The 25603-nt window shown below is 42.8% G+C and carries 18 protein-coding genes; 9 read left to right on the forward strand and 9 right to left on the reverse strand.

Features of this window, described 5'->3' with window-relative positions; genetic code table 11:
• Positions 1–26: 26 nt before the first annotated feature.
• Positions 27–1340, forward strand: coding sequence for a metallophosphoesterase (locus tag ACG1BZ_RS10205; RefSeq protein ID WP_413665532.1), 1314 nt, complete (start codon positions 27–29; stop codon positions 1338–1340).
• A 243-nt stretch (positions 1341–1583) separates the two neighbouring features.
• Positions 1584–2297, forward strand: a complete 714-nt coding sequence (locus ACG1BZ_RS10210) for an ion transporter (RefSeq protein WP_413665533.1) — start codon at positions 1584–1586, stop codon at positions 2295–2297.
• A 54-nt stretch (positions 2298–2351) separates the two neighbouring features.
• On the opposite strand, the gene ACG1BZ_RS10215 is transcribed toward ACG1BZ_RS10210, so the two are convergent.
• The 3 genes from ACG1BZ_RS10215 to ACG1BZ_RS10225 all read right to left on the reverse strand — a co-directional run bounded on the left by ACG1BZ_RS10215 (position 2352) and on the right by ACG1BZ_RS10225 (position 4890).
• Positions 2352–2960, reverse strand: coding sequence for an OsmC-related (seleno)protein (locus tag ACG1BZ_RS10215; protein WP_413665534.1), 609 nt, complete (start codon positions 2958–2960; stop codon positions 2352–2354).
• A 152-nt stretch (positions 2961–3112) separates the two neighbouring features.
• On the reverse strand, positions 3113–3568 hold the full coding sequence (locus tag ACG1BZ_RS10220) for a hypothetical protein (protein WP_413665535.1): 456 nt from the start codon (positions 3566–3568) through the stop codon (positions 3113–3115).
• Between the two features lie 248 nt (positions 3569–3816).
• On the reverse strand, positions 3817–4890 hold the full coding sequence (locus ACG1BZ_RS10225) for a 3-deoxy-7-phosphoheptulonate synthase (RefSeq protein WP_413665536.1): 1074 nt from the start codon (positions 4888–4890) through the stop codon (positions 3817–3819).
• Positions 4891–6526: 1636 nt separating this feature from the next.
• Between ACG1BZ_RS10225 and ACG1BZ_RS10230 the strand changes: the two genes are divergently transcribed.
• Positions 6527–10099, forward strand: coding sequence for a sialate O-acetylesterase (locus ACG1BZ_RS10230; protein WP_413665537.1), 3573 nt, complete (start codon positions 6527–6529; stop codon positions 10097–10099).
• A 429-nt stretch (positions 10100–10528) separates the two neighbouring features.
• A complete protein-coding gene (locus tag ACG1BZ_RS10235) occupies positions 10529–11242 on the forward strand; it encodes an aspartate/glutamate racemase family protein (protein ID WP_413665538.1) in 714 nt (237 codons plus the stop codon).
• A gap of 199 nt (positions 11243–11441) precedes the next feature.
• Here the strand turns inward: ACG1BZ_RS10235 and ACG1BZ_RS10240 are convergent, their stop codons facing one another.
• The gene (locus ACG1BZ_RS10240; RefSeq protein WP_413665539.1) at positions 11442–12338 is read right to left on the reverse strand and encodes a fatty acid desaturase family protein; all 897 of its coding nucleotides are present in this window, start codon (positions 12336–12338) and stop codon (positions 11442–11444) included.
• Between the two features lie 23 nt (positions 12339–12361).
• Positions 12362–13165, reverse strand: a complete 804-nt coding sequence (locus ACG1BZ_RS10245; RefSeq protein WP_413665540.1) for a hypothetical protein — start codon at positions 13163–13165, stop codon at positions 12362–12364.
• Positions 13166–13899: 734 nt separating this feature from the next.
• Here ACG1BZ_RS10245 and ACG1BZ_RS10250 point away from each other — a divergent pair.
• The 4 genes from ACG1BZ_RS10250 to ACG1BZ_RS10265 all read left to right on the forward strand — a co-directional run bounded on the left by ACG1BZ_RS10250 (position 13900) and on the right by ACG1BZ_RS10265 (position 17464).
• The gene (locus ACG1BZ_RS10250) at positions 13900–15093 is read left to right on the forward strand and encodes a tetratricopeptide repeat protein (protein WP_413665541.1); all 1194 of its coding nucleotides are present in this window, start codon (positions 13900–13902) and stop codon (positions 15091–15093) included.
• A gap of 228 nt (positions 15094–15321) precedes the next feature.
• On the forward strand, positions 15322–15678 hold the full coding sequence (locus ACG1BZ_RS10255; RefSeq protein WP_413665542.1) for a VOC family protein: 357 nt from the start codon (positions 15322–15324) through the stop codon (positions 15676–15678).
• A 152-nt stretch (positions 15679–15830) separates the two neighbouring features.
• Entirely contained in the window at positions 15831–16376 is a 546-nt protein-coding gene (locus ACG1BZ_RS10260; RefSeq protein ID WP_413665543.1) for a hypothetical protein, read from the forward strand.
• A gap of 392 nt (positions 16377–16768) precedes the next feature.
• Positions 16769–17464: a GlcG/HbpS family heme-binding protein gene (locus tag ACG1BZ_RS10265; RefSeq protein ID WP_413665544.1), complete on the forward strand. Its 696-nt coding sequence runs from the start codon at positions 16769–16771 to the stop codon at positions 17462–17464.
• Between the two features lie 397 nt (positions 17465–17861).
• Here the strand turns inward: ACG1BZ_RS10265 and ACG1BZ_RS10270 are convergent, their stop codons facing one another.
• The 4 genes from ACG1BZ_RS10270 to ACG1BZ_RS10285 all read right to left on the reverse strand — a co-directional run bounded on the left by ACG1BZ_RS10270 (position 17862) and on the right by ACG1BZ_RS10285 (position 22439).
• The gene (locus ACG1BZ_RS10270) at positions 17862–20105 is read right to left on the reverse strand and encodes a molybdopterin cofactor-binding domain-containing protein (RefSeq protein WP_413665545.1); all 2244 of its coding nucleotides are present in this window, start codon (positions 20103–20105) and stop codon (positions 17862–17864) included.
• 2 nt (positions 20106–20107) lie between these two features.
• Positions 20108–20566: a (2Fe-2S)-binding protein gene (locus ACG1BZ_RS10275; RefSeq protein WP_413665546.1), complete on the reverse strand. Its 459-nt coding sequence runs from the start codon at positions 20564–20566 to the stop codon at positions 20108–20110.
• 158 nt (positions 20567–20724) lie between these two features.
• Positions 20725–21411, reverse strand: coding sequence for a nucleotidyltransferase family protein (locus ACG1BZ_RS10280; protein ID WP_413665547.1), 687 nt, complete (start codon positions 21409–21411; stop codon positions 20725–20727).
• Positions 21408–22439: an XdhC family protein gene (locus ACG1BZ_RS10285; protein WP_413665548.1), complete on the reverse strand. Its 1032-nt coding sequence runs from the start codon at positions 22437–22439 to the stop codon at positions 21408–21410. The genes ACG1BZ_RS10280 and ACG1BZ_RS10285 overlap by 4 nt, the downstream gene beginning before the upstream one ends.
• A gap of 870 nt (positions 22440–23309) precedes the next feature.
• On the opposite strand from ACG1BZ_RS10285, the gene ACG1BZ_RS10290 reads away from it, so the two are divergent.
• On the forward strand, positions 23310–25595 hold the full coding sequence (locus ACG1BZ_RS10290; RefSeq protein WP_413665549.1) for an N-acyl-D-amino-acid deacylase family protein: 2286 nt from the start codon (positions 23310–23312) through the stop codon (positions 25593–25595).
• Positions 25596–25603: the final 8 nt, after the last annotated feature.

Consider the following 25603-nt stretch of genomic DNA (forward strand, 5'->3'; position numbering starts at 1 on the left):
TAAATTTTGCCATGGGTTGAATGATTTTGACTCAGAAAATCTTTGTCTTGATAATGTTCGAATTGATTCAGGTTATGTTAAAGGGATTTTTTGTGGTCAGAACGGTTGTTAAGCGAGCTATCACCTTATTTTTCGTCATATTTATTTTGGGGGCAGCAGGTATAACCTACCTGCTAAGTGGTAGTAAGGTTATTAAAACTACAGGACAAGTCTTTCAAGGAATTAAGATTCCTATTGGTGATTCGGCTATTAGATGGCATGCCGACTTGAGTAGAATTGCTGAAAACCCGCTTCTAGAAAGGATGCAGGGGCCGGTGATCATTCAAAGCACAGATGGTTATATTTCACGGTGGTTCTGTGACGATAAAGTTAAAGAGCAGAGGTTCCTTTCTAAGGGAATTGTATTGGAATGTGGGGGCGATCAAAGAACTTATTCTTTGAGGGGTGGTGAGGTTGAGTTTGTCCCCTATGATGGGGTAAGCCCTATTGCTGTGGTGAGTGACTTGGAAGGAGATCTAGACTTCTTTAAAAATTGGGCGAGAAACCTGGGTATTATTGATGTCGATGAAAAATGGTCTTATGGCTCAGGCCAATTAGTGATTGTAGGTGATGTCTTTGACCGGGGGCGATATGTTTATGATTTGCTCTGGTTTATCTATCATCTTGAGGAGCAAGCGGCCAATAGTGGTGGAGCTGTACATTTTCTACTAGGAAATCATGAACAGTATGCATTTACTTATAGAATTAAATCTGTAGAGGCTGAACACTTATGGGCTATAGAGCAGTTGAGGCCATATGATCAAGCTTTGGCAGAAGATACAGTTTTAGGGGCTTGGCTAAGGAATAAAGATGTAATACTGAAGCTTGGATCAGTACTTTTTACCCATGGAGGTATAAGCCCTCAGGTGCTCAAGCAGGGGCTGAGCACCAGCGAATTTAATGATACCCATAGAGCCTATTTATCAGGGGCCAAGATAGATAACAGCCTGTTAGTCGGGCCACACTCTCCAACGCAATATCGTGGCTATGCCTATGCGATGGATCAATATCCTGAGGCCGATCAACAGTTAGTAAATGCTACTATCGAGCACTTTGACGTAAGCTATATTGTGGTAGGTCATAGCCATCAGGAAGAATTGGCTTCCAAGTTCCAGGGTAAAGTTTACTTGGTGGATAGCACTTTGTATGTACCAAAAGCACTGGTCTTTGAGTCGGGCAAACCAGTAATTCGTAATACTGGCGTAGTGCGTAAAGGTTTTATTGACAATAATATAAAGGAAGAGCCATTTGATGTTCTAAATACTGTACATTGGATGGCTTTTCTGGGGATATTTTTGTAAGTATGCCTGTGTAAAAAACGAGCATTTGTGATCGTTATTGAGAGCTGAAATAGAGTGTTTAGGCCGACTTATTGGTATTGGCATGTTTCAGCTCCATTACTCAAATTACCTCTCTAAACATGATTTTTATTGTTTGGTGTATCGCTTATGGCTTACAAAATGATAAAGCCAAATATGCATGTGCATTAGTAGTTAGTGTTAAAATACGGTATATATTCAATATGATACGAGCTGGGTGATTGTGTGGAGCAGGGAATTAGAAAGCTGGTTGATAATTATGAGAGCAAAGAGGGGCGATTTTTTTCCATATTTATTCAGTGTCTGATAGTTGTATCGCTAATTTCTTTTTCTGTGGGTACTATCCCTGATTTAACACCAGAACAGAGAGCTGTATTGGATCACTTCGAGTTGTTCTCAGTGATTGTGTTTACTTTGGAATATATATGTCGTGTGTACGCGGCGAAAAATAGATTGGGCTTTATCTTCAGTTTTTATGGTTTGATTGATCTTATGGCGTTCTTACCATTTTATATAGCTTCGGGAATGGATTTAAGGGCGCTTAGAATTGTTCGCTTATTTCAAGTGTTTAGAGTTTTAAAACTGTTGCGCTACAGTAAGGCAGTTGCTCGATTTAGCCGTGCATTTAGTATGGTTAAAGAGGAATTGGTATTGTTTGGAGTGACAGCTCTGATCTTGCTTTATTTGTCATCTGTAGGTATCTATTATTTTGAGAGCGCTGCTCAGCCGGAACAATTTAAATCTATCTTTCACAGTTTGTGGTGGGCAGTTACAACCTTAACCACTGTGGGTTATGGTGACATGTATCCAGTTACTCTCGGTGGGAGAATATTTACTTTCTTTGTGCTTTTGATTGGTTTGGGGGTGGTTGCAATTCCGACAGGTCTTGTCGCTTCTGCCTTATCTAAAGCCCGGATTGAAGATGTAGAAAACAATTAGTAACAAGCACTAATAGGCTATGGCCTCTTCGCCTGTGAGGCCATACCAGGATATTTAATTGAACTCAATCGCTTTACTATTGATGAAAAGCTGGGTATCAACGGGTGTAGCACTGGAAACGGTTTGAAGTGACATACAGGCCTGGCGGCAACAATGCATAAATTTTACAAGTTTTTCTTCTGGCTCATCACTTTCAACAATCAAATGTATTTCCACTCTGTCCCCCTTGCCAAAGACTTCTTCTGGTTTGATACCCCCAAAATTCAAAGTGGTTGAGAACTCAGTTTTTTGCTCTAGCCTTACACTTTTTAATTTGATCCCGCCAAGTTTAGCCAGCATTTCGATGTGAGACATCATGCAAAGGGCTAGCCCAGCAGAGAAGTACATAATTGGAGATGGGGCGCTGCCTCTACCGCCGACGGCTGTGCCTTCATCACAGATAAGCTCCCATGTTCCACCATTAGGAACGTTGGAAAATATGGTGGCTTTTTTTAGATGATGCCCCTCAGGCATTTGTTCGACATTAATGTGAGCGTGAAACTTCAGCAGCTCGCCTTGTTTCACCTTATCGAGGTGAGGGGGAGGGAATGTTACTTGGTTTGCATCCTCGTCCAACTTGCGAACGATGGTAGAACTCGACATTTCCCATTGAATTGGGTCCATTTCGAGGCTCCTCTGTTTTTGTGTCTCGACTGGAGGGTCGAGTAGAGTTGATTTGTGCACCCCTGCGGATTAGGGTGGCAACAGCTTTAACAAAGGAGGTTAGGGTGAGAAGGGCTATATCCCCACTTGTGCCTTAATAGAGTGCTGGCTCTTTAGTCCAATAGGGGGAGCGCGGTAAAGAGCGCGAGTTCATGCGCGTAGGTCACCGCATCTTTCTTGGAGTGGAAGGCCTGCGCCTGGATACTATTGCTACCGTTACTTTGGCGGGGGACCAATATTACCTGCCAGCTGGAGTGGCTACTTTTACGGTCTGTGGCATGGGATGAGTAGGAGACAACCTTAACCCCTTTGAACGCCGCTAGCGATTGCCTTTCGGTCCAGCTATGCCAGAGGGCTTGTCTCTTGGAAACATAGATTTTTGATTCTCCATCAATGTAATGTGTTGCCCGAAAGGAGAATGTGATTACCGCGAGAAGAGTGCAGAGAGCGGTGGCCAGCCAGGAGATAGTGGAGCCCCCATCGAGAGCAAAACTTAGGCTGACAAGTAGCCAGGTCAGAGTAAACCCACCAAAGATATAGATTGGTACTTTGTTGGACTGCAGTTCCATATGTGCTGCTTTCCTATTTCCCATAAATGTAAAATTAGGTGCCAGATGTCAACCTCAGTTAGTAAGCCGCTTATTTTTATTTAGCTGATTGAAGGAAGCATACGACAGCTATCTGTTACGGCAGGGCAAAAGTACTCTTTTTGTAGGGTCTTTATCAAGTGGATAGCGTAATTTGTAGGGAGATCAAGCTGTGGCGGTTATCTTTTCGGAAGGAAAGAGGCCCGCTATGGGCCTCTCCAGGGGGAGATCTAAGAGGAGCGTGCTTTAAGGGGTTCGCGTAGCTGTTCGGCCATGCCTAATAGCAGGGACTCAGTAGTTTCCCAATCGATACATTTATCGGTTACCGAAACGCCATACTCCATATCGCTCAGGTTTGGCAGAATTTTCTGGTTGCCGGCTTTCAGGTTACTTTCCACCATAATGCCAATAATCGACTGATTGCCATCGAGGATTTGGTGAGTCACATTGTCGACCACCAGGGGCTGTAATTCGTGGTTTTTATTGGAGTTGGCATGACTGCAGTCGACCATAATGTTTGGCACGATATTGGACTTACGCAGCTCCTGCTCGCACATTGCAACACTCACTGAATCGTAATTTGGCTTGTCATTGCCCCCGCGAAGTACAACGTGACCGTATGGGTTGCCTGCGGTGTGGATAATCGCAACTTGACCGTGCTTATTGATGCCGAGGAAACGATGGGGGTTGGCGACCGATTGAAGGGCATTGATAGCCACCTCCAGGCCACCATCGGTACCATTCTTGAAGCCCACGGCAGAGGATAGGCCGCTTGCCATTTCCCGGTGAGTCTGTGACTCTGTGGTTCGCGCGCCAATGGCAGACCATGAAATTAGGTCCTGCAGGTACTGAGGGGAGATTGGGTCTAGTGCTTCTGTTGCTGTAGGCAGCCCTAGCTCGGCAACATCTAATAGCAGCTTGCGGCCAATATGCAGCCCCTCCTCAATCTTGAAGGAGTCGTTCAAGTGAGGGTCGTTGATCAAGCCCTTCCAGCCAACAGTGGTGCGGGGCTTCTCAAAATAGACGCGCATTACAATTAGCAGGGTATCGGAAACCTTGTCCGCAATCGCCTTCAAGCGCTTGGCATAATCCATTGCGGCGTTCACATCGTGAACGGAGCATGGCCCGATTACCACCATCAGGCGGTGGTCTTTGCGATCTAGGATGTCGCGCACGGCGGCGCGTCCTCCAGCGACAGTCGCCTCGGCGGCATCGCTAATGGGGAGTTCTGCTTTCAGCGTCTCCGGGCTGATCAGTACTTCCTGGGAGACAACATTTAAGTCGTCGAACTGCTGTGTGGTCATGGCGTCTTCTGGTTTCTCTATTCCTTAGTGCCGCGCTGCACCTGCAGGCGGAGTACCTATCCTACTTTGCCATCAAGAATAGGGCGAGGGTTTCATTTGCAACCAAATAATTGGCCTTCTTTTGGGATGGCCATTTACTAGCGACCCTTAGACTGGTTGGTGCAATGCGTTAGTAGAGAGTGCCCATTGCCGCCATCTTTAGCAGCCAAATGGTGACAGATGGCATTAGCGCTTCTATGGAGTATGCAGCCAGAAGCGCAGTATTCAGAGGGCTCCTTACAGAGTAATAGCTGAAAACAATTCGCGAGTGCCAGGAGTGGGTGGCATTCAAGACAAGCCGCGGATAATTTTGATTATGGATGCTCGATAGTTAACGTCACTGGGCGGTATTTGTACTAGCTAAATTAGCGATTTAAATCATTAAGTAAGCTACAAGGGCGCTGAAATTGGCGGGCAAGCGGTCTGTGAATCCCTGGATTATATCTATGTAGTTTGCGATGCTAGTGCTCGAGAACAGAGCTGGCTATTGCCTCCTATATGAGTCTCAAAGCTTCACCATAAAATGAAATAATAAACTGATCGTCTATATCTTGCATTTCAAAAAGGGCTCGTAAGTCTTTTCAACTAATTTTGTAGTTATCGCAAACATCCATGTGAACAGCAATTGTCATTTCTGAGCATTACAGATTCTAATTTGATGAGAATCTTCTCTGCTAGACATAAAGGTGTTCTTATATCAAATTGGGCTTTTTGTAGGAGCTACAGTGTAGTCAAGTTGATGATTGTTGCGAATAAATTTTCTTTTTTCGGTGCGGATCGATTTCTACAAAATGTAGAAAATTGGCTTTCCTTTTCTTTGTAAGGGGTTAGGGTTTCGTATCGTGCAAAAATAGGAGTATTAATTTTTGTGGACACTCACCTCTATCCATGTGATCAATAATTACTTTTTGATTGCGGGTGAAAAGAGCATAATTATATTTTCAATCTTATGAAGCTGGGGTTGTGTCTTTTTCCTGTATTGGGTAAGCAAAATTTATACCTTCTTACTTTTAATTGACTAGGCTGTGTTGTGAATAACTAGAGAAGTTATGCCCAACGCTTTGCAAAAGATTTACTGCAAGAGCCTTGTTTATAATGCTGTGATATGGTCTGCAAAACCTGAGAGATAAAGAAGCGTTTTTTTAAGTGCGACTTGGTTAACCGTCTAACCTGTCTTGTCGTACTCTTTCTGATATCAAATATATTTCCAACATTGGCAGCAAGCTTAGGGTCCAGTGTCTTGGTAGATGTTGAAATACTCAAGGTATGCCTTAATTGCCTGATGAATGAGCATGGGAAGCTAACTCAAGGGAAGGCTAAGTTAAGTGCACTTATAACGCCTTGCTTTCGTTACATAGCTAGTTATCAAGCCTCAAGAGAAGACTGATAATTTTCTATGTTCTATAAATAGCCAATAGATTTGTAAGCCTTAGTAGTCAAAAAGAGCCGTCGTGGAAAAGTTAAGTAAGTCAATAAATTTTAGTGGTGGCTTTAATTTTAAGTCAGGGTGACTCAATCAAAGAACTGGTTCACGGTACCCGCGAGGAGATACGGATAAGCTTCGTTTGTTAATTTCAGTATTTCTAAATGACAAGTAATGTTTATACGTATCAGCAAAACAAATCGCTCCGAAAAGGCATTTAAGGCCCCCCTCGTATTATTATTAAGCGCACTACTTTTTGGCTGTGGTGGCGGAGGTAGTAGTAACGATGAGACGACACCGCAAGAGAACACTGGCGGTGATAACTCGGGTGGTGGAAATTCAGGCGGTGGAAATTCGGGTGGGGGAGTGGTAGATACCCCGGATGAAGGTGATGATTCTAACACGCTGCCCATTGCCAATGATCAGTTGGTACAGATGGCCGCACACGGCCGACTTGCAAAATCTATATTTCTTGCTGCGTATGATGAAGATCTGGATTCTCTAGAATATTCTATTCAGTCGGAGCCGGCGCATGGCACTTTAACAGGAAGTGGGCGTCGCTGGGAGTACCTCCCTGCAACAGACTTTACGGGTACTGATAGCTTCTCATATCTAGCGTCAGATAGTAGTGGTGCTAGTAATATTGCGACAGTTACTATTGAAGTTGCGGCAAATGATTGTGCCAGCGATTTCCTGGATGGACCAGCTGACAGCCTTCTGGTGCATGTCCCGTCTCACTTGGAATTCCGTGATGTAGCGGGTGGAAATTCTGTGATTGTTGAGGGTACTGCGCTAACAGAAAGTGCATCTTCGGATCCAGATGTAGAAGGGCGCACAATGTTTGTCAGTCGCAACGACTTTAATAATGCAGACATGACGGTGGCTCTTCCTGAGAAAGATGGCCTCGCGCATTTTAGCTTGTCTTTTAAGTTCATCCCGGATAGTACTGAAGACGATGAAGTGATGGTGAGATCAATTGCCGATACTAATGGTGATAATAACTCCGGCAGCTTTTATATAGGCATCAGTGATGAGGTTGTTGTAGGGCAATTGGGCGGCCAAGACAGCCAGCAGTTTTCTAACGCAGAAAGTACTTTAAAAACCCGTAGCTGTAATCATGTCGCAGTTACGGTCGACAATGGCACGCTAACCGTGTACGTAAACGGTGAGGCTTCTACTTCGATATCTGTTGATGGTGATAGCTATCCTTACTTGGGCGACATGCTGCAATTTGGGCCCTTTGCGGGAAAAATCTGGGATGCGCGACTCTATGAGCGTGTGCTGACATACGATGAAGTCATGGACCTGGGTGGCAGTAAGTGCAATGAATCCATGATTGCTACCAGCCCCTATGATGGTTACAACAACTATCTTTGTTCAACGTACCAGTGCCAATGGTGGTCGGATGATACCGACAAAACCATGGCTAATTTTGAGCATTATATTGTGGCTCAAGAGCGGGTATGGGAGAGGAATATCTTTGAAGCCGGCATGTATGGAAAAGGCGAGCTTTGCACTTACTTCAGTGATGAAGGTTCCACCCGTGATTTAGAACTCAATGACTCAATTAGTAATACGTTCGTTAAGAATTACACCCTGGAGGATAACCCGCTTACCCAGTCTAACGCCCAGCACTGGATGCATGAGAACTTCCACTCCTATCAGGGTAAGCTAAACAGGGTTACAGGTGAGTCCAGTGGTAAGTACACCCTGGAATCCTCCGCAAGCTGGGGCGCGGATCACAATATCCCGGGCGTTAAAGATAGCTTGCTGGGTTACTACACCCTCCACCCACATATTACCCTTTGGGCCATTCAAGACTCTCCCGTCGATCACCAATATGGTTATGACTTTAAAGGCGGGCATCAGTACGGTGCATATATTTTCTGGTCTTGGCTGACTAATTATGCTGTGAGTAAGGATCTGATGGGAGGTGTATTCCGTGACTCCAGGGATGGGCTCAACGACCTGGAAGCAGCGGATGCCTATCTAACAGCACAAGGGCACGATATGAAGGCCCTATTTGCAGATTTTGCCGCACAAATCACGACCTGGGATATGGTTGAGAGTGAGGCCTACCAGGTATCGGAGGCAGCCTCTTTGAGTCGGATGTTGAGTGAGCACCCTGATGCCAGCACCCACGATAATAAGTACACTCAAACATTTGATCAGGAGGGGACGGGTAACAGCTGGACTGATATGGATACCGGTTTTGTACCAGGCTCTTGGGCTTTTAATGCCTTTAAGGTAGAAGGTATTACTGAAGACAGTAACTACACCATTGCGGTTAGGGTTGATGCTGAAAATAACCCAGCTCATGCGGACTTCCGTGGTCGTGCAGTGGTTTACAACCCATCTACTGGCTCTCGTAGCTATTATCCATTTGATATTGATAGCTCCGGGGAAGATTCAAGTACCGTAGTACCGGTACCTGCCAATCATGAACTCTATGCTCTCGTAGTCACAACTCCTGACACCTTCAGGGATTTTGAGTTTTATGATTATGATTTTGCTATCTATCCATCTGGTGGTGACGTAAATACCGATCCAGTGGGTGATACTTCATATGAGGATGTTGTAAAAGTTGTGGTTATGGCAGGCCAGTCCAATATGGAAGGCAACAACACCCGGTTAGATCGCTTGCAAGAGCTGATTTGTCATGCCAATGCAGATTACACCTACGGCGATGTCGACTGTGGTTCTACGGCGATTAGTGATGACCAGATAACAGAGCAGTTTATCAATAATAGTGATTCGCTAGCCGATTATAACCAGAGACTTAGCGATGATAACGAAGATCCTGTGGTGCAGAAGCTCGGGCAATTCCTCTGCCGTGCAGGCAGTCTCGACTCTCATACAGGTGAAACCTGTGATAGCCGTAACTTTGATCTGACTGACCGACTCTTTGCCACCATCAGTAGATATTACTTCTCCTCTAGCGATGGCTCCTATGGGTACAACTACGATGCCTGGATGCAAATGAGTACTGCTATGGAGGTAGCTGAAATTTATACTGATGGTCACCTGGACGCAGCTCTTGAAGGTACACGAGACGATATTACTGTACTGCAGTATCAGGGTTCATTGAATGATACCGGTTCTCTCTCCTTCTCTGAGCGCCATGGTGAATTGTTCCCCAATTACGGCGTGTCTACTAACCGCTATGGACCAGAGCTCACTTTAGGGCACTACCTCGGTGACGAGACTGAGAACGATCTGTTGCTTTTAAAAGTGGTTCAGGGTGGTACTGACCTGAGAGTTGACTGGAAGGTCCCTGGCTGCCATGACTCCGCCGCTAATGAGTGGACCCAAGATGAGGAAAATCAGGAGTCTCTTTACACTGCGATGTTGGAGAAGATTGAGGCCTTGCGCGACCCTGAAGTCTTGGCTGGTTACTTTCCGCAGTATGAAAATAAATCGATTGAAATCGATAGTTTTATCTGGTTCCAGGGTTGGAATGATGGAGGGCAAACTGTAAATGAAAACAACTATGAGGCGAATTTGACCTGTCTGGTGAATGGCCTACGGGAAGCGCTAAATGATTATGACTTGCCCATTGTTATTGCTAAAAGCCACTATGGTGATGCCAGTGGAGCTATCCAGTCTGCCCAACAGTCTGTTGCAGACAACATCTACAATGTTGAGGCTCATGAAACAGATGATCTCTCAGGTTATTACCATTTTGATCCAGCGGCGCATTTAGCGATAGGTAAACGCATGAAGGAAGAGAGAGACAACTTGCGCTGATTAAAAATCATACTCGATAGCAAGTGCGTAGATAAGGCCTCCCTGCTGAAAGTCTTATCTACGCTCACCTAGCCCACAAAGCCAAAAAACAAGTATTATCCCTTCCGTTTATCTTGTCAGATTTTTCAAACCATACTGTATCTCGCTCTAATAGCGTGATATCAATAGCGCTATACTCAAGTAGTTAATTTGCCCCATCAAAAGGTGCGTACTTTAGCGTTTGAGATAGGCGTTACATTGATTAGCTGTGTCTTCAAAATTACTTTTGCTGAAAAAAATATGTGAAGGGAATATTGATATCGGTAGAGATGTAGCCTTTGGGTTTTAAGTTTAGTTACTCTAAAGTGAGTATCGATAGTAGTGCGTATCATAAGGGACCGCCACAATTCTAAGTGGCGGATTAATTCTAATAGATAGAAGTTTAGTAATATGAAAACCTTGCCTAAACATATAGGTATAGTTGGATGCTCCGCAGAAGGGGCCGCCCTTTGCTACAGAACAATATGTACTGAAAGCCCCAAAATTTTGGGGGAGTATGCGCACCCGGAAATCTCCATGCATACTCACTCTTTGGCAGACTATGTGGATCGATTGAATAATAGCGATTTGTTGGGTGTTGGTGACCTAATGCTTTCTTCAGCTAAAAAGCTCAAAGCGCAGGGTGCTGATTTCTTAATTTGTCCAGATAATACCATTCATCAGGCGTTTGTGTATGTAAAAGAATCATCACCGCTACCTTGGCTCCATATTGCTGAAGTTGTAGCAGAGAGTGCGAAATCTCGCGGTTATCAAAAGCTTGGTATTTTAGGCACCAAATGGCTGGTGGAAAGTGATGTTTACCCAAAGAAAATTGAAGGGCAGAACCTTGGTTGGCTGCGACCTACAAATGAGCAGGTACACAATATAGACAGCTTAATTATGGAAGAATTGGTCTGTGGTGTCTCGACGCCTGATTCAGTAACTTACTTTCAAGAGGTAATTCAAAGTTTGAAGGCTAATGGTTGTGATGCCGTTATACTTGGGTGTACAGAAATACCACTAATAATTTGTGACTCCAACTCCCCTCTGCCTACCTTGAACTCCAATCATTTATTGGCGGAGGCAGCAATTAGGTTGGCTGTTGGATGTGCAGAATATTCCTAGTAAGCGCAATAGTGGGTGCTCGATCGGCATTTATCATATATAAAGCGAAGCTCTAATGTATGGATTTAGATGGCAGCAAAGCAAAAAACCATTTCACGGATAGGTTAGTATGGCTTTTGCTGCTGCCTGTATGGAAAATACGGCGGAAGTATCATACTTATCTTAAGCTGTTTTGCCGCGAAGTATTCAGTTTCAGTTGCTATCTTAACACCTGCCTTAACACGCCAAGGTAGTTATCAGCCAGCTCTACATCATCATAGTACCCGCGGGCCTTAAGAAACTTATGGAGTGCCCTTAAGTTATAGGTGGGCACACCCATAAAAGCGTGATGCTCACAATGGTAGCTTAATCCATCGGTGGGGCTGACAAAGAGTAATCCTAAAATTCCCCTTGGAACCGATCGTGTATTATATTTTGGTTCCAGATGATAGAGATCTTTAACGCCGGCATGCTCAGCGATTTGACGCATTCGAATAATGGCCATATAGACTGTAAAGTAGGCTATCACCCATAGGATATACAACTGCGGAAAGCCAGAGGCCCACAACGTCGCAAACATGATACCGTTAACAAACAGGCCCCGTGTCAGCTGATAATTAACTCTCTTATTCCTGCTCAACAAATCTCGACCGCTTAAAAAAAGATATAGATTTGCCTTTAAACCAGTGATTCCCAAAAAATCCCTAATGAATTTTCTCGCTAGACTCCTTTTACTTACAGGATAATCTTTGTAGTTCTTCAGATCCGGATCTTTATCTGTGCCAGCATTTCGATGATGTTTTAGATGGCTCTTAATATAGGTATCACCATCCATCAATAAAAATGGTGAAGATAACCACTTGGCAACGAATTTATTATAGGCCCGGGTTGCGAAAAGCGTTTTATGACTGGCTTCATGCATGATTGCGGCTAAGGCCTGTTGACGCCCAGCAAGCAAGAATACTGCTGCAATATATACGTACCAATACGGTAATAGTGCTGCAATAACAAAAATACTAACGATGCTAATCCAAGCGCTTGCTACTATCCACCAAGCTCTGGCATCACTACGCTGCAGAAAAGGCTTGAGTTCTTCTTTGCTAATTGGGATATTCATTGAGGAGTACCTTGTTGTGATTATTAGTCAACACCTAACTTCTTCAACTGTTCCAGCCAAATGTTACGGCCAACACGATCGTACTTACGCACGATATTCTTCAATTCTTGGTACTTCTCTTGCGGTCTTATTATCTTTGGGAGTAGAGGATCAATCGCTAGGCGATGAATGGCCTCACCACCCAACCGGCATGTTTCTGATAATGTTGTATAAATAGGTTTATTTGACAGAGTCTTAAGGCTGTTCTCTAGGGACCGCACGAGATCGTCATATTCGCTATCAAGCCTTTCGATATCCCATAGCTGGTGACCCCATTGAGAGACTAATGAATCGGGAACCTCATGTAATACAAAACAGTTAGCCCCTACCTCAAGTCCAAGAGTATCTAATGAAGCGATTATTTCAGTATGGGCGAGTTTTAGATTGTTGGGTCGTACCCACAGGTGATCGAGGCCTACGGAAAAACCATACCATTGGAGAACAGATAATGACTTTCTACGAACCGTACGTGATATTCCTTTAGGTAAGTGACAAGTAAGCCAACTACCGTCCCAAGTTTCATAATGAAAAGTATCATGTTGCCAGCGGTTGATAAAAGCGCGTTTGGCGATCGCTTTTTCTGTTAAACGGTACACCCCCCGCCCATCATGGCTGACCAATTCGGTACTCACCAATCTATTTAATGTTACTCGTAGACTATTGATAGAAATGTCAAATGCATCAGATATAAAGCTGAGCTGACTGGTTCCAAGCTCGTGTCGCTTGTTAACGCCCATCAGGTCCAGTAGGACATTTTTAGGGGTAGGCTCATACGTAAACTGATACATAATGATTTTACTGACAATAATCCTGGTATTTGTTCTAAGTGATATTACAGGGTAGAGCACAACTTGCAAGACATTGTAATCTTTGGGTTAAACAAATAGACGCTTAAATCCACGGTAATGCCATCTTCTGCTATCCGATATCCTTATCACCGTGAGAAAAATCTATTGGGGAGGATTATATTCAAGTACTTTTAAGTGCTCGATAAGCTCCCCGTGCGAGAATGAGATGATGATCTCAGGCTTTGTTGTTAAGGCAGTTATAGTTGTAGATGTTAGTAGCTAACACAAAGGAAGCTTGTACAAAAGTGTTTATTTTAGAAATTCTACAGGGATGACTTTGTGTAGTGCTTGAAGAGTATTTTTAAAGCTAGTGTCTATGGGTTGGTGCTCTTGTAATACTAATTATCAGTGAATTAGATTATAATCGACAGAAACGTCCCTTGATTGTAACATAAGTTCCATATGTAACTGTCGATTGTCCCTTCATGATTTACGTCACATCGATGATAGTTAGAGCCAGTTTGAAATGTAGCTTTGAAAGATAAAATCTGTAACTGGAGCGGTCAGTCAGGGTGTTATCTTGGGTTATTGTACCTATACCTAGGTTTTTCTGACCATTTGCGCTCTAATTGTTTGTAGGCCAGGGTAGATTGCTTAAGAGCCATAAATGGAAGTTGCCACACGGTAAGATGTTATAATAATTATGCGCTTTAAAAGTAGTAAGGATAAATATAGTGAAGCTTAATTTTTGTTTGTTAATTATGTTGCCATTGATATTGTCATGTGCAAAGGCGCCCAAAGCAGATTCATTTAAAGTAATGCCGCATGGATATTACAGGCAATTGCTTTTAGAAGAAAGATTTCAAGAACTTGAAAATATCCAAGCAACGGCAAACAAGGCATATATATCTGGTAAAGTCAGTGATGCGATTTATATAGATGTGTTTGGGACGCTCTGGTTTACCAGTGATCACAAGTCAGATTTGATCGAGAGCAAACTCAAGATGTGGCTCGAGGAATTTCCGGAGTCCGCTTTTGCCTATTCAGCCTTGGGCAGATATTACTATAGGAGAGGCCAATATCATCGGGGTAACAAATGGGCTTCTCAAACGTCAGAGTCAAGCTTTAAAAAACTTTACGCTGATTTGGAGCTGGCAAATACATTGGTAGTAAAAGCTCTGGAAATAGACCCTGATTTAATTAGGGCTTATGACACTTCAATCGGAATATCAATATATAGTAAAGGGAATAATGCAGAAGAGGCTTTTGAATTGTTGCTCAAAGGTGTAAAACATACTCAAAATGATTTCCCTCTTTGGCATACGTATATGCATGGATTAAAGCCCCGATGGGGGGGTAGTTATTTCTCTATGGAAGAAATGTTGAAGTTGGCACAGAGAGAAAATTTAATAACTGAAAGCACTCATCGGCAGATGAAGGGGTATATTATTGCCGATAAAGTAAACAGAGCAAACGCTAAGAAAAAATATGAGTTGGCTGAAAGCTTAGCCAGGGAGCACATTGATTCTGGGTATTATGGCTTATATATGGAACTTGCAAACGCATACTCCTACCAGAAGAAATATCAAGAGTGCTATGATGTCGTCAAGCAATTTTCTGATAATTATCAATATTATTACGATTATCAAAAGAGGATGGGGTGGTGCTCGCTTCGGTTAGAAAAATGGGATGAAGCTAAGCATGCTTTCACTAGATATATTCAAATGACAGGAGGAAATGCTTGGTCGTTCTTTAATCTGGGTAAAGCATATGGTTACCTCGATAATTATCCAGCTGCTTACACTTTGTTGATTCATTCAGCAAAAATAGATCCAAGCTACTCAGATTCAATTAAAGGATATATCGATCATATTTTAGACGAAAAGCCAAATACGAGGGAGTTAGAGTTATCTAAATTAGGGCTTTAACAGTTAGGGCAAGGGTGGATGCGGATGGCATCTATTCTTTAACTGTCTCTTGTTGTTATAGATCTATCTCAATATAGATGGAAAATGCTCTATAGTTTGAGGCTTGTGACTGAGATTTAAGGTTTAATATTTTTTAGTTTGCCAATAACTTATTGTATTTGGAGGCTGTTTCTTATGCAATATAAGTCGAGATATTTAGAAGTCTTGTAAAGTAAGGGGTGGTAAGATATGAGTGAAACATCAAAGTTTGGAGTCGTAATATATGCAAGAGATATACAGGGTCTCTCCGAGTTCTATCTAAAAATGTTTGATTTTCACGTACTACATAAATCAGATAAGTTAATTAGTATAGGTAAAGATGGATTTAATATTGTTGTACACGTCCCGCCCATAGAGCTCCCTGAGCGAAATTTCAACACAATTAAACTATTTGTCATGGTGGAATGTCTTGAAGATGCAAAGAATAAGGCTGAGGCACTTGGGGGCAGGGCTATGGAAGGTGAGTGGTCAAATCCAATTTTCAAGGTTTGTAACGTAGCTGACCCTGAGGGGAATCACATTCAGCTTAGGGAAGCTAAATCTTAGTAATAAAGTCAGTTATTATCTATATTGGTGAAGCATGACCTTCATTGATGTTGCTTGGTGGCGAGTATATGTTTCTTTACAGTTTTATATTTTAAAGTTTGATTTCCAAAGTAACTCTTCAATGTGGTGCGTAATAGTGAGTTGGAGGATAGGTGGATTTAATATTAAAAGATATAATTTCTTTATCATGTAAGGCTCTGCAGGAGGAGGATCAGTATCTTCAGGAGTCAATTTCCAATAATTCTTGCTACTCGTGTGACCAAGCTGGGATTCTAAAAATAAATAATGAGAGATATTATCAGTTCATCATTGCCAGGTACCTTTTTAGATGCTTCGCTAGAAGGATTCAGGTCGAATATGACTTAATTGATCTTGTTGTTTTCCGGGAAGATGTGCCATCAGAAATAGAAGTGGTGGTGGAAATGAAGAGGTGGATGAGCTCAACAGGTAGTCCTGAAATACCTAAAATTAGAAGTGACTTTGATAAATTAAGAAAGTGTAGTCCGGCAAAAGGACTGGCTCTAATAATGTCTTCTAATCCAAAGGGCGTATCAATTAAAGATAATATACAGTATCTTTCTGATGAGCTAGATAGAAATTTAGATTCAGAGCTATGGGTATATGAGTCGTTCGATACAATAGGTATAAATGGTGAAGAAAATGTATTTTGGGTGGCCGGTTATAACCCTGCTTATTGATAAGAGTCAGTTGTAAAAAGACATGATTGTTTTCTATAATTTATTATTTGAGTAATTCTTCTAGCTTAAAATCGTTTATTGTGTATATAGACTTTTTTATTTTAGATAGTGTTTATTTTGTGGTCGTCAATCATTCGTGTAGTTAAGTTGAATTTAGATGGTTCGTAACCAGTTGGATGGAGATTAATATGATCTATCCTGCTTGTTGGTTGTAAACTAGTCATAACTCTCAATAGAGGCAGTCTTCAATCAGGTAGGCGAGAAAATAATTTTCAAACTTGCTGGCAGAGTATAGGTTGGCTCTACTGACCTTTAGTGGTTGAAGCACATTTAATGCAATAAGCTACTATGATTGGATGCTAATTACTTGAGCGAGAAAAGGAGAAGTTGGTATGGACGCTGCTTCAGTTAAATTCCCAACGCATTCTGAGCTTCAGAAAGTGCTTAAAGATATTGTAAGCGAAAAAAATGGTGGATTTAACTTTAATATGTGGGCAACTATCGTTGACAGGGATGGTGTCGTTAAATTAGTTGCATTTTCAGGCAAGGACCGAGGTGATCAATGGCCTGGGAGCAGAGTTATTTCAGCGCAAAAGGCAAACACGGCGAATGCTTTCAGTCTTCCCGACCTATCACTATCAACGGCCAACCTTTTTTCGGCTGTACAGCCTGGTGGTAGTTTATATGGCTTACAGCATAGCAATCCAGTTGATACAAATGTCGCTTATGGTGGTTCATCAAATCAAATTGGCACAGAAGATGACCCGATGGTGGGTAAAAAGATCGGAGGAATTAATGTATTTGGTGGCGGCTTAGCTCTGTATAATAAGGATGGAAAGCTTATCGGTGCTCTAGGGGTTAGCGGTGATAGTTCATGTGCAGATCATAATATCGCATGGAAATTGCGCCACAACCTCCAGCTAGATTATGTGCCTTCAGGAGTTAGCCCCAATAAGGATGACAATATTGTCTATGATATTGTTGATGGCGTTAGCGCCAGTGGTTGGGGGCATCCCGCATGTTCTCCCGAATCAGTTGATATAGCGACAAGCTTCTCTAAAATTTATTCGGTTAGAACAAAAAAGTAATTTAGTTTCCAGTAAGAGCAGTATTCTACACTATCCCAATAATGATAATGGCAAGCCGAACGAGGTTTTTATAGATCTGTCCTTATTTGATGTTGCCCAACAAGGTAAAGGCTATGGCCCAAAAACTATGAGACTTCAGTGTGAGGAAGTCGAAAAAGTGAAAATTTCTAACCCTGTATCCCGTTGCTACGTAGCAATCTATGCTTTTATTAAGAAACTTTTGAGCGATTTTTTTTTAGTTGTAGATCGAGACGAGTTTGATGAGTCAATAATGGAATTGCATTATGTTCAGTCAGTTCTGTGGGTCTTTGTCTACGCTGTTTTCTTTTATATATCCCCCTTCACGAAGAACGAGTAGGGGGATATAAAGCTCTACCTTTGCGATTGTGATTATAACTTAAACATTAAGTTTTTTATTTACTGGCAGATTGCGAATTCTGGTTCCTGTTGCTGCAAATATCGCGTTGGTCAATGCAGGGGCTACGGGTGGCACACCAGGCTCACCAACGCCTGCTGGAGCAGAATTGGCACTCACTACCGTTACCGAAATATCAGGGCACTGCCCCATACGAAGTACAGGGTAATCATGGAAGTTGGACTGCTTAACCTTCCCATCTTCAAAGGCTACCTCTCCCATCATCGCCAAGCTTAAGCCAAAAATCACCGCGCCTTCGGTTTGTGAGACAACTCTATCAGGGTTAACAACAAGTCCAGCATCAATAGCTGCAATTGCTTGCAGTACCTTAAGATTTGTGTTTTCCACCTCCACCAGAATAGCTATAGCTACATAGCTATTAAAGCTTCGATGAACGGCAAAGCCCCAGCCTTGATTTGGCTGGTTAGGTGCAAATTCAGCCATATTCCTTTCAACAATATCAATCACCTGATGGTAGCGACCAATATCGACTGGGTGACGTGATAGATCCTCTCCGTAGTTTCCGTATTTGAACTGTTGACCGGAAAAGTCGATATGCCTAGGTTGGCCCAACATTTCTTTCCACATCTTTGGGCATGATACTTTGGCATTGTGTGCCAGTTCATCCACGAAACTACCAATACCAAAGGCGTGCTGAATATTACTCACTGAGCGCATCCAGCCGATACGGGTATGCGCCAATGCTTTAACCGCTTCACAACGATGACTTGGCACAGTAAATGGAATGTCGACAAAGCCAAGGTCCAGTTCTCCAGCTGAGGGGTACTCCACGTTCTCGGCAAAGGTAGTGCTAATAGATGGAAAGGCGGTACGTTGTAGTATTGCCGTTGGCATTTGATCGCTATCAAGTTTTGCTTGATAAAATTGGGCACTAATTGCGTGCATGTAGCCGTTTTGGATATCGTCCTCGCGGCTCCAGCTAACTTTAACCGGCCGTCCAAGCTTTTTAGACAATAGTGCCGCTTCCACACTAAAGTCAGGCTTTGACTTCCTTCCAAAGCCGCCCCCTAATAGCGTGACGTTAACTTTCACTTGTTCGTCATTGAGCCCGAGGTTTGCTGCTACATTTTGCTGCGTACTTTGCGGTGTTTGTGTTGATGCCCAGATTTCACAGCCATTTGGTGTAACTGAAGCTACAGCAGCAGGAGCTTCCATCGGTGCGTGGGCCAAATAGGGCACTGTGTATATGGCTTGCTGGGTAGAGTCCTCCGGCCAATCGGTGTTTTCAACTCCTTGTTGGCGAACTAATTTACCAGGCTCCTTGACCCCCTGAATTAACGACTCCATGAAACTTGTGCTGCTGTGGCTATCATTCTTACTGGCAGTCCAAGTTATTTCTAATGCTTTACGCCCTTGCAAGGCACTCCAGGTGTTAGTAGCAATAACTGCTACACCACCTAAAACTTGAAACTTAGGTGGTCCTTTGGGCACAGGTAATTGAACTACATCCACAACCCCGGGAACCTTGCGAGCCAGGGTATCATCTAAACTTTCTACATCACTACCTAGAACCGGGGGCCTGCTTATACTGGCATATAGCATGCCATCTATTTGAATGTCGTAGCCATATCTAGCTCTTCCGGATAGCATATTATCCATGTCGACAATCTTGTGAGATTTGCCGATATGTTTAAAGTCCTTGTTTTCCTTCAGTTTCACGTGGTTCAATTCTGGTATGGGCAGTTTCGCAGCAGCAACTGCTAGCTCTCCATAACTAAAGCTTCTGCCCGACTTTACGTGCACGACTTTATGATTCCTGGCTTCCACTTCTCCGACAGGCACTTGCCATGAGTCTGCTGCAGCTTGTTCCAGCATGGTCCGAGCTATTGCCCCCATTTGTCGCATTTTGTCATAATGCTTACGAATACTGCGTGACCCATCGGTATTCTGGCTTCCATAGCGCTTATCGGCTAACCCTTGAATCACAACGACATGTTGCCAATCAGCCTCAAGCTCATCAGCGAGTATCTGAGGTATCCCGGTTCTAATACCTTGGCCCATCTCTGAACGATGACAGGTAAGATAGACTTTATTGTCTTCGCCAACAGCAACAAACAGGTTTAACCTCGGCTCCTTTCCTTGTGCTATGGCCATCGGACTCCAGCTTATCCCACTTGCACCTAAAGCTAAGCCCCCGCCAGTTGCTCCAAATAGTTTAAGTACATCCCGGCGGCTGAAATTTTTTACAGCTGTAAAGCTACTCATTATTAAGTTCTCTTTTTAGCGGTGTCTTGAATAGCAGCTCGAACTCGTGTGTAGGTACCACAACGGCAAATATTTCCAGCCATGGCAGAGTTAATCTCTTCATCACTTGGTGATGGGTTTTGGGTCAATAGCGCGGCAGCAGTCATAAGCTGGCCAGACTGACAATAGCCACATTGTGGAACGTTATTGTCGCTCCATGCTTGCTTCAATTCAGCAAATTGCAGCCCCTCGATGGTAGTTACTTTCTTGCCTTTGGCTTGCGAAACCGTCGTTAAACATGCTCGTGTCGGCGTTCCGTCCAAGTGGATTGTGCAAGCTCCACACAATCCAGCACCGCAACCATATTTAGTGCCTGTTAATCCAAGCAAATCTCTGATTGCCCACAAAAGTGGCATCTCTGGTGCAACATCTAGTGCGTAACTTTCGTCGTTGATGGTTAAGGTTAACTTCTTATCTGACATTACCCGCTCCTTGATAATCCCGCTAGTAATTGCGTATCGGTGGCGAAATCGCTTCTTTTTGTTAACTGGTTATGACTTGGAAATCTGACTATCGCAGAGCTAGTTTTACGGAAGTACTTATGTAAATTGATACTCTCACTAAAAACTGAAAATAAGCCCTAACTGATATTTTCCACAATCATTTGTTGCCATTTTTCTATATCAGCTCTACGATCTATATCTACGGCGACACCCTCGATCTCAACAATTGATAAAGCATCAAGATTAGATTTCTTTTTCAATAAGTGCTTTGCGCCCGTATCGCCTGTGAGAGATGCGAGATCAGTAAAATCTGAGGAGTTAAATACTGCAGGTACGCCAAAACTATTTTGATATTGGGCGCAGCAAGTTTGCCCATATGACTGCCACACAGTAATTAATTTTTGATAATCATCCAAAGTTACGCCTATGTGATCAGCCAAGGCAATTAGCAAACCATCTACCTTAAGGGCCTCGGCTTCGATAACTGCTTCTTTAATAGAGCTTGCAATACCACTTTGCCAGTTAGTGTTAAATCGTCGGTTCACATCGGAAGACAACAAATTGGCCAGCTTCTCTTGATGTGCTCCCAGAACTACCAATAACTCTACTTTTAGCCCGGTTGATGTTTTTGTGTTTAGGCTGGTTAGTTTATCAAGCGTTTGCAACAGCAGAGGCTGACTCTTAATCTTCCCATTTGAGTCAATCACATCTACTGTTGCTTGTAATTTTATACCATTAAATCTACGACTTTCTCCGGCAGCAAGCAATGCTACCAGTATCCGTTTTGAAGGTTGTCTAGCTGTCTCCCGGATAAATTTATTCACGTTGCGACCTTGTCTAGGGGTAACAATCTAGCTTGATGCAATACTCCGTGACATTGAGCCAGGATGCTCAAAGCAATGGACTCAGGTAGCTCACCACCTAATGCTAAACCTGCCGGTGCGGAAAAGACACCATAGAAATCACTTACTTTTATCCCCGCTCTATCAAGAACTTTATCACGTCTATGTGGAGGGCCGAGCAGCGCAACATAGTGTAGCTTCGTCAGGCTTACGGCTTGTAACGCCTTCGCATCCAAGTCCAAGTTGTGGTGCATCACAATCGCCGCATCAAACTGATTCAGCAGCGATGTAGTCAGCTGTGAATAGGGTTTCTTTAGAATACTTGCACCAGGGAAATCGTAATGACGGGCAAAACTTGCGCGTTCATCAATCACCGTAATGTGCCAGCCTAGTTCTTGAGCAATTTTGACTACTGGCTGAGCATCTAACCCGCCACCAAAAACAGCAATATGGAAGCGGGGTAGGCAGGGAATAATTAATCTCGGATGCAGAGCATCTGCTTTTCCATTTTGTAGTGATAGGGTAGCTTTGGTAGTGCTATCAATCTGGTAGCCCATTGCTTCTGGGGCAATAACTCTCGCAACAAGATCTCTTGAATTGGTATTTTGAATAGGTAACTCCAGTTCGTAGAAAGCGGAGTTTCCCGAGTTCAAATATTCTAAAAGGCAATGCAACTGAAGATATTGGTTTCTATGCGTTAGGGGAAATAAAATTAGTTCTACAATGCCGCCACAGCCTAATTGATAGCTAGCATCCGACTCATCACTGGCATCGTAAATCACTTTAACCGAAGTATCATACTGAATAGCGCGTTGAGCGTATCGTTTTAAATCAGCCTCTAAGCAACCACCACTGACTAGGCCAATACTCTTACCTAGTGGGTGAAACAACATCATCGCTCCCGCCTTACGATAAGCTGAGCCCTGAACTTTGGTGATTACGGCTAGTACCCAATCATCCTCAGGCGATGCCTGCCATTCACTTAATAGGGCTTCAATATGGTGCGACATAACTCTGTGCTCGAATACATGAAAAATGACCTACAAACCTACTTGGAACCCAGTAAACTGTAAAACACCACAATTTAGCGATACTCCAAGAATGTGAATAAAATGCAAGGTCGTTCCCAGAAAAAGCGGCAGCTGTGCTGTTAAGTGCGATAGGCGGAAATTGATGCGTGCTTTCGTCTAATAATGGGCTGCTTCTATAAGGGTAGAACCTGAGGCGAGGCAGTGGAGTTTTGTCCTAAATGGCTCTTATTGGATTATTTTCTATTTTGGCTGCTTCTGAAACAGTGGTACCAGCTCACTAGATTGTTCTGAGTCGAATCAGTAACCTATTTCCTAGTGATATTTTGGGTAAGGAAAGGCTTAGTGCGTAGAGGTTCTTGTAATTGATCTTTGGTAGAAGAGTAAAGCAAGGCAAAAGTGTAATAGATGTAGAATGGAAAATTAGATATTAAGCTGCTAGTGCTGGGAAGCCATTGGTTACATCAATATTTATAAGGTTCACTAAACGTTCGTATTGCAATGCCAGGAAAATTTCGAGATCCGTATGAAATTCTATCGATAGCCGGTCTTGTTTAAGCGATAAGTAGTGTTTGATTCAAAGATTGTAACAGATAAAGTTAGAGTACGGTGAATTTTAAATCTGTTTAGTTGTGTTTTGTGGTATGCCATATAAAGATAAATTGATAAGGATGGTTATGAATACCAAGTCGATTCTCAATTTTCTCATCGCAGGTATCATATTATTTGGTGTTTCAATTCTTGCTGAAAATAGCGGTATTCTAAAGCATGGGGTATTAAAGGTGTGGAATTATCTATTTCGCCGTATCGTGAAGTTCTTGGTTTGAGTTATGTAGTTGATGGGGAGTAATTGTGAAATTTACACAGAGTTTATTAGTTAAGTATTGCCTTGTTTTATTGTTCCTTTTCTACAGTGCGGTAACTCTGGCACAGAACAATAAAATAGATTATTTGGACATTTTGATTCTTGATGGAAAAGTTATCGATGGTTCAGGTAATCCATGGATAAAGCAAGATGTAGGAGTGGTCGATGACAAGATAGTCTTTGTAGGGAACGCTGATAGTCTTAGGAGCAAGGCTAAATTAACCATTAATGCTGAGGGGTTATATGTTACTCCAGGGTTTATTGACATGCATAGCCATGCAGATCTCAATGACCCGCAGGGTAAAAAAATGTTACCCCAGATCTTTCAGGGCGTGACGTCGGTAATTATTGGTGTAGATGGCTTTGGGAAAAATGATGTTCTAGAGCAATATAAAGTCGCTGAGGAGGGAGGTGAAAGGCTCAGTGATACCGGCGTCAATATAGGAACCTATGTGGGTTTCAATCAGGCTCGCTTGAACGTTATGGGGATGAATGATAGACCTGCCAGCAATGAAGAGCGTTCAAAGACGACGCAGTATCTTGAAAGTGGTATACAGCAAGGTGCTTTTGGGGTCTCAACGGGTCTTTTTTACCGACCGGCTTCTTATGCCTCAACAAAAGAAGTGATTGAATCCCTGTCATTCTTAAATAAGTATAAAGCTATTTATGATACCCATGATAGGGATTTGGGAGCAGTTCTAAACGGTATAGGATACGATGCTTCTGTTGCTGAAGCTATCAAAATTGGTTCTGCAATAGATGCGAGAATTATCTTTAGCCATTTTACTCCGCAGGGTAAGCATAACGACGGACGAGCTAACGTAGGGATAGATTTGATCAATAATGCTAGGGCGGATGGTGCTCAGGTATTTGCTGCACAACATCCATATACTGCAACGCAGAGTTCATTGTTGGCTTATACTATTCCAGACTGGGCTTTAGCTGGAGGAATGACATCTTTACTTGAACGGTTACAAAGTAAAAATCTCCTAAATCGTTTGCATTCAGAACATAGGCAGATGCTTGACATTCGTGGTGGTCCGGAAAAATTATTATTTACTGATAATAATAAAGACCTCAATGGCAAAACGTTAGCACAAGTATCCAAGGAATTAAATCTATCAACTTTAGATACTGTACTTCATATTGCTAAGGAGCAAAGAGATGCTTCTGTGATGAATCTTGAATTATATGATATGGACAATATTCGCTTATTAGCAACACAGGAATGGATGATGACGAGCTCGGATGGAGGCTCACACGCTGTGCCAGGCCAGCGTGCACATCCTAGGACATTTGGAGCGTTTGCTAAGAAGATAAGGCAGTTTGTTGTTGATGAATCTCTGATTTCTTTACCATTCTTGATTAGGGGGATGACAGCATTGCCCGCGAGTTTCTTAGGCATTCAGGATCGGGGGCGATTGGCTCCTGGATATTATGCCGATATTGCTATCTTTGATTTGGATCAGGTCAATGATCGAGCAACCTACCAAGATCCGCAGCAGCTCGCAGAAGGGTTTATTCATGTATTAGTTAATGGCGAGTTGGCCTTGTACCACGGTGAGATAAAGAGTACAGATTTAGGACAGGTTTTACTTAGGCACCAGCCGCTAGTGAATGAAATGCCAACTGCACTACAAGTTAAAGAAAATCTCTTAGGTGCTTTTGGAGGGAAGGATTTATTACATAAGATTGAATCTTTAACGTCTACAATAGAGTTATCTTCAGAAAGTAAGCCGTCGCGCACAAAAATTCAATATTTAAATTTTTTAAATGAATCCATCGCTGAATATTCAGGTCGTGAAAATGTAATTCACTTTGGAGTAGAAGGTCAATACGAACTATATCAAGGTGGCAATTCAATTGACCCTGAGTCAGCTGCCTACATTAGCTTAAATAAGAAGGATAATTTGCTTCAGGGATTATGGCTTAATTTCCTTTATTTTCTACGTGACCCATCGATGGAAGTGCAGGGTCCATTTGATGTGCCTGAGCACAGAAGTGAAAGCTGGTGGAAGCTCGTCTCAGGGGGAAGGATTACCCCTTTACTTGGTATAGACCCTGATACTGGGTATATTAGAAAGGTACTTTATAAAAATGGTGTTTATGTTGAGGAGTTTGATTATAGAAGGATTGAGCCAGGCGTCGTTTGGCCACATCAATTTAAAGTAATAAATAATGGTAAAGTTAGCCTGAGCGGTCGATACAGCACTTTAAAGGTTAACTCAGATTCAGGGTTTGTGGAATTACCATCTTGGTTCCCTGAGAATTAGTTTACTAG

Origin of the sequence: Microbulbifer sp. CNSA002 (genome assembly GCF_047324085.1) — a bacterium.
GTDB lineage: Bacteria > Pseudomonadota > Gammaproteobacteria > Pseudomonadales > Cellvibrionaceae > Microbulbifer.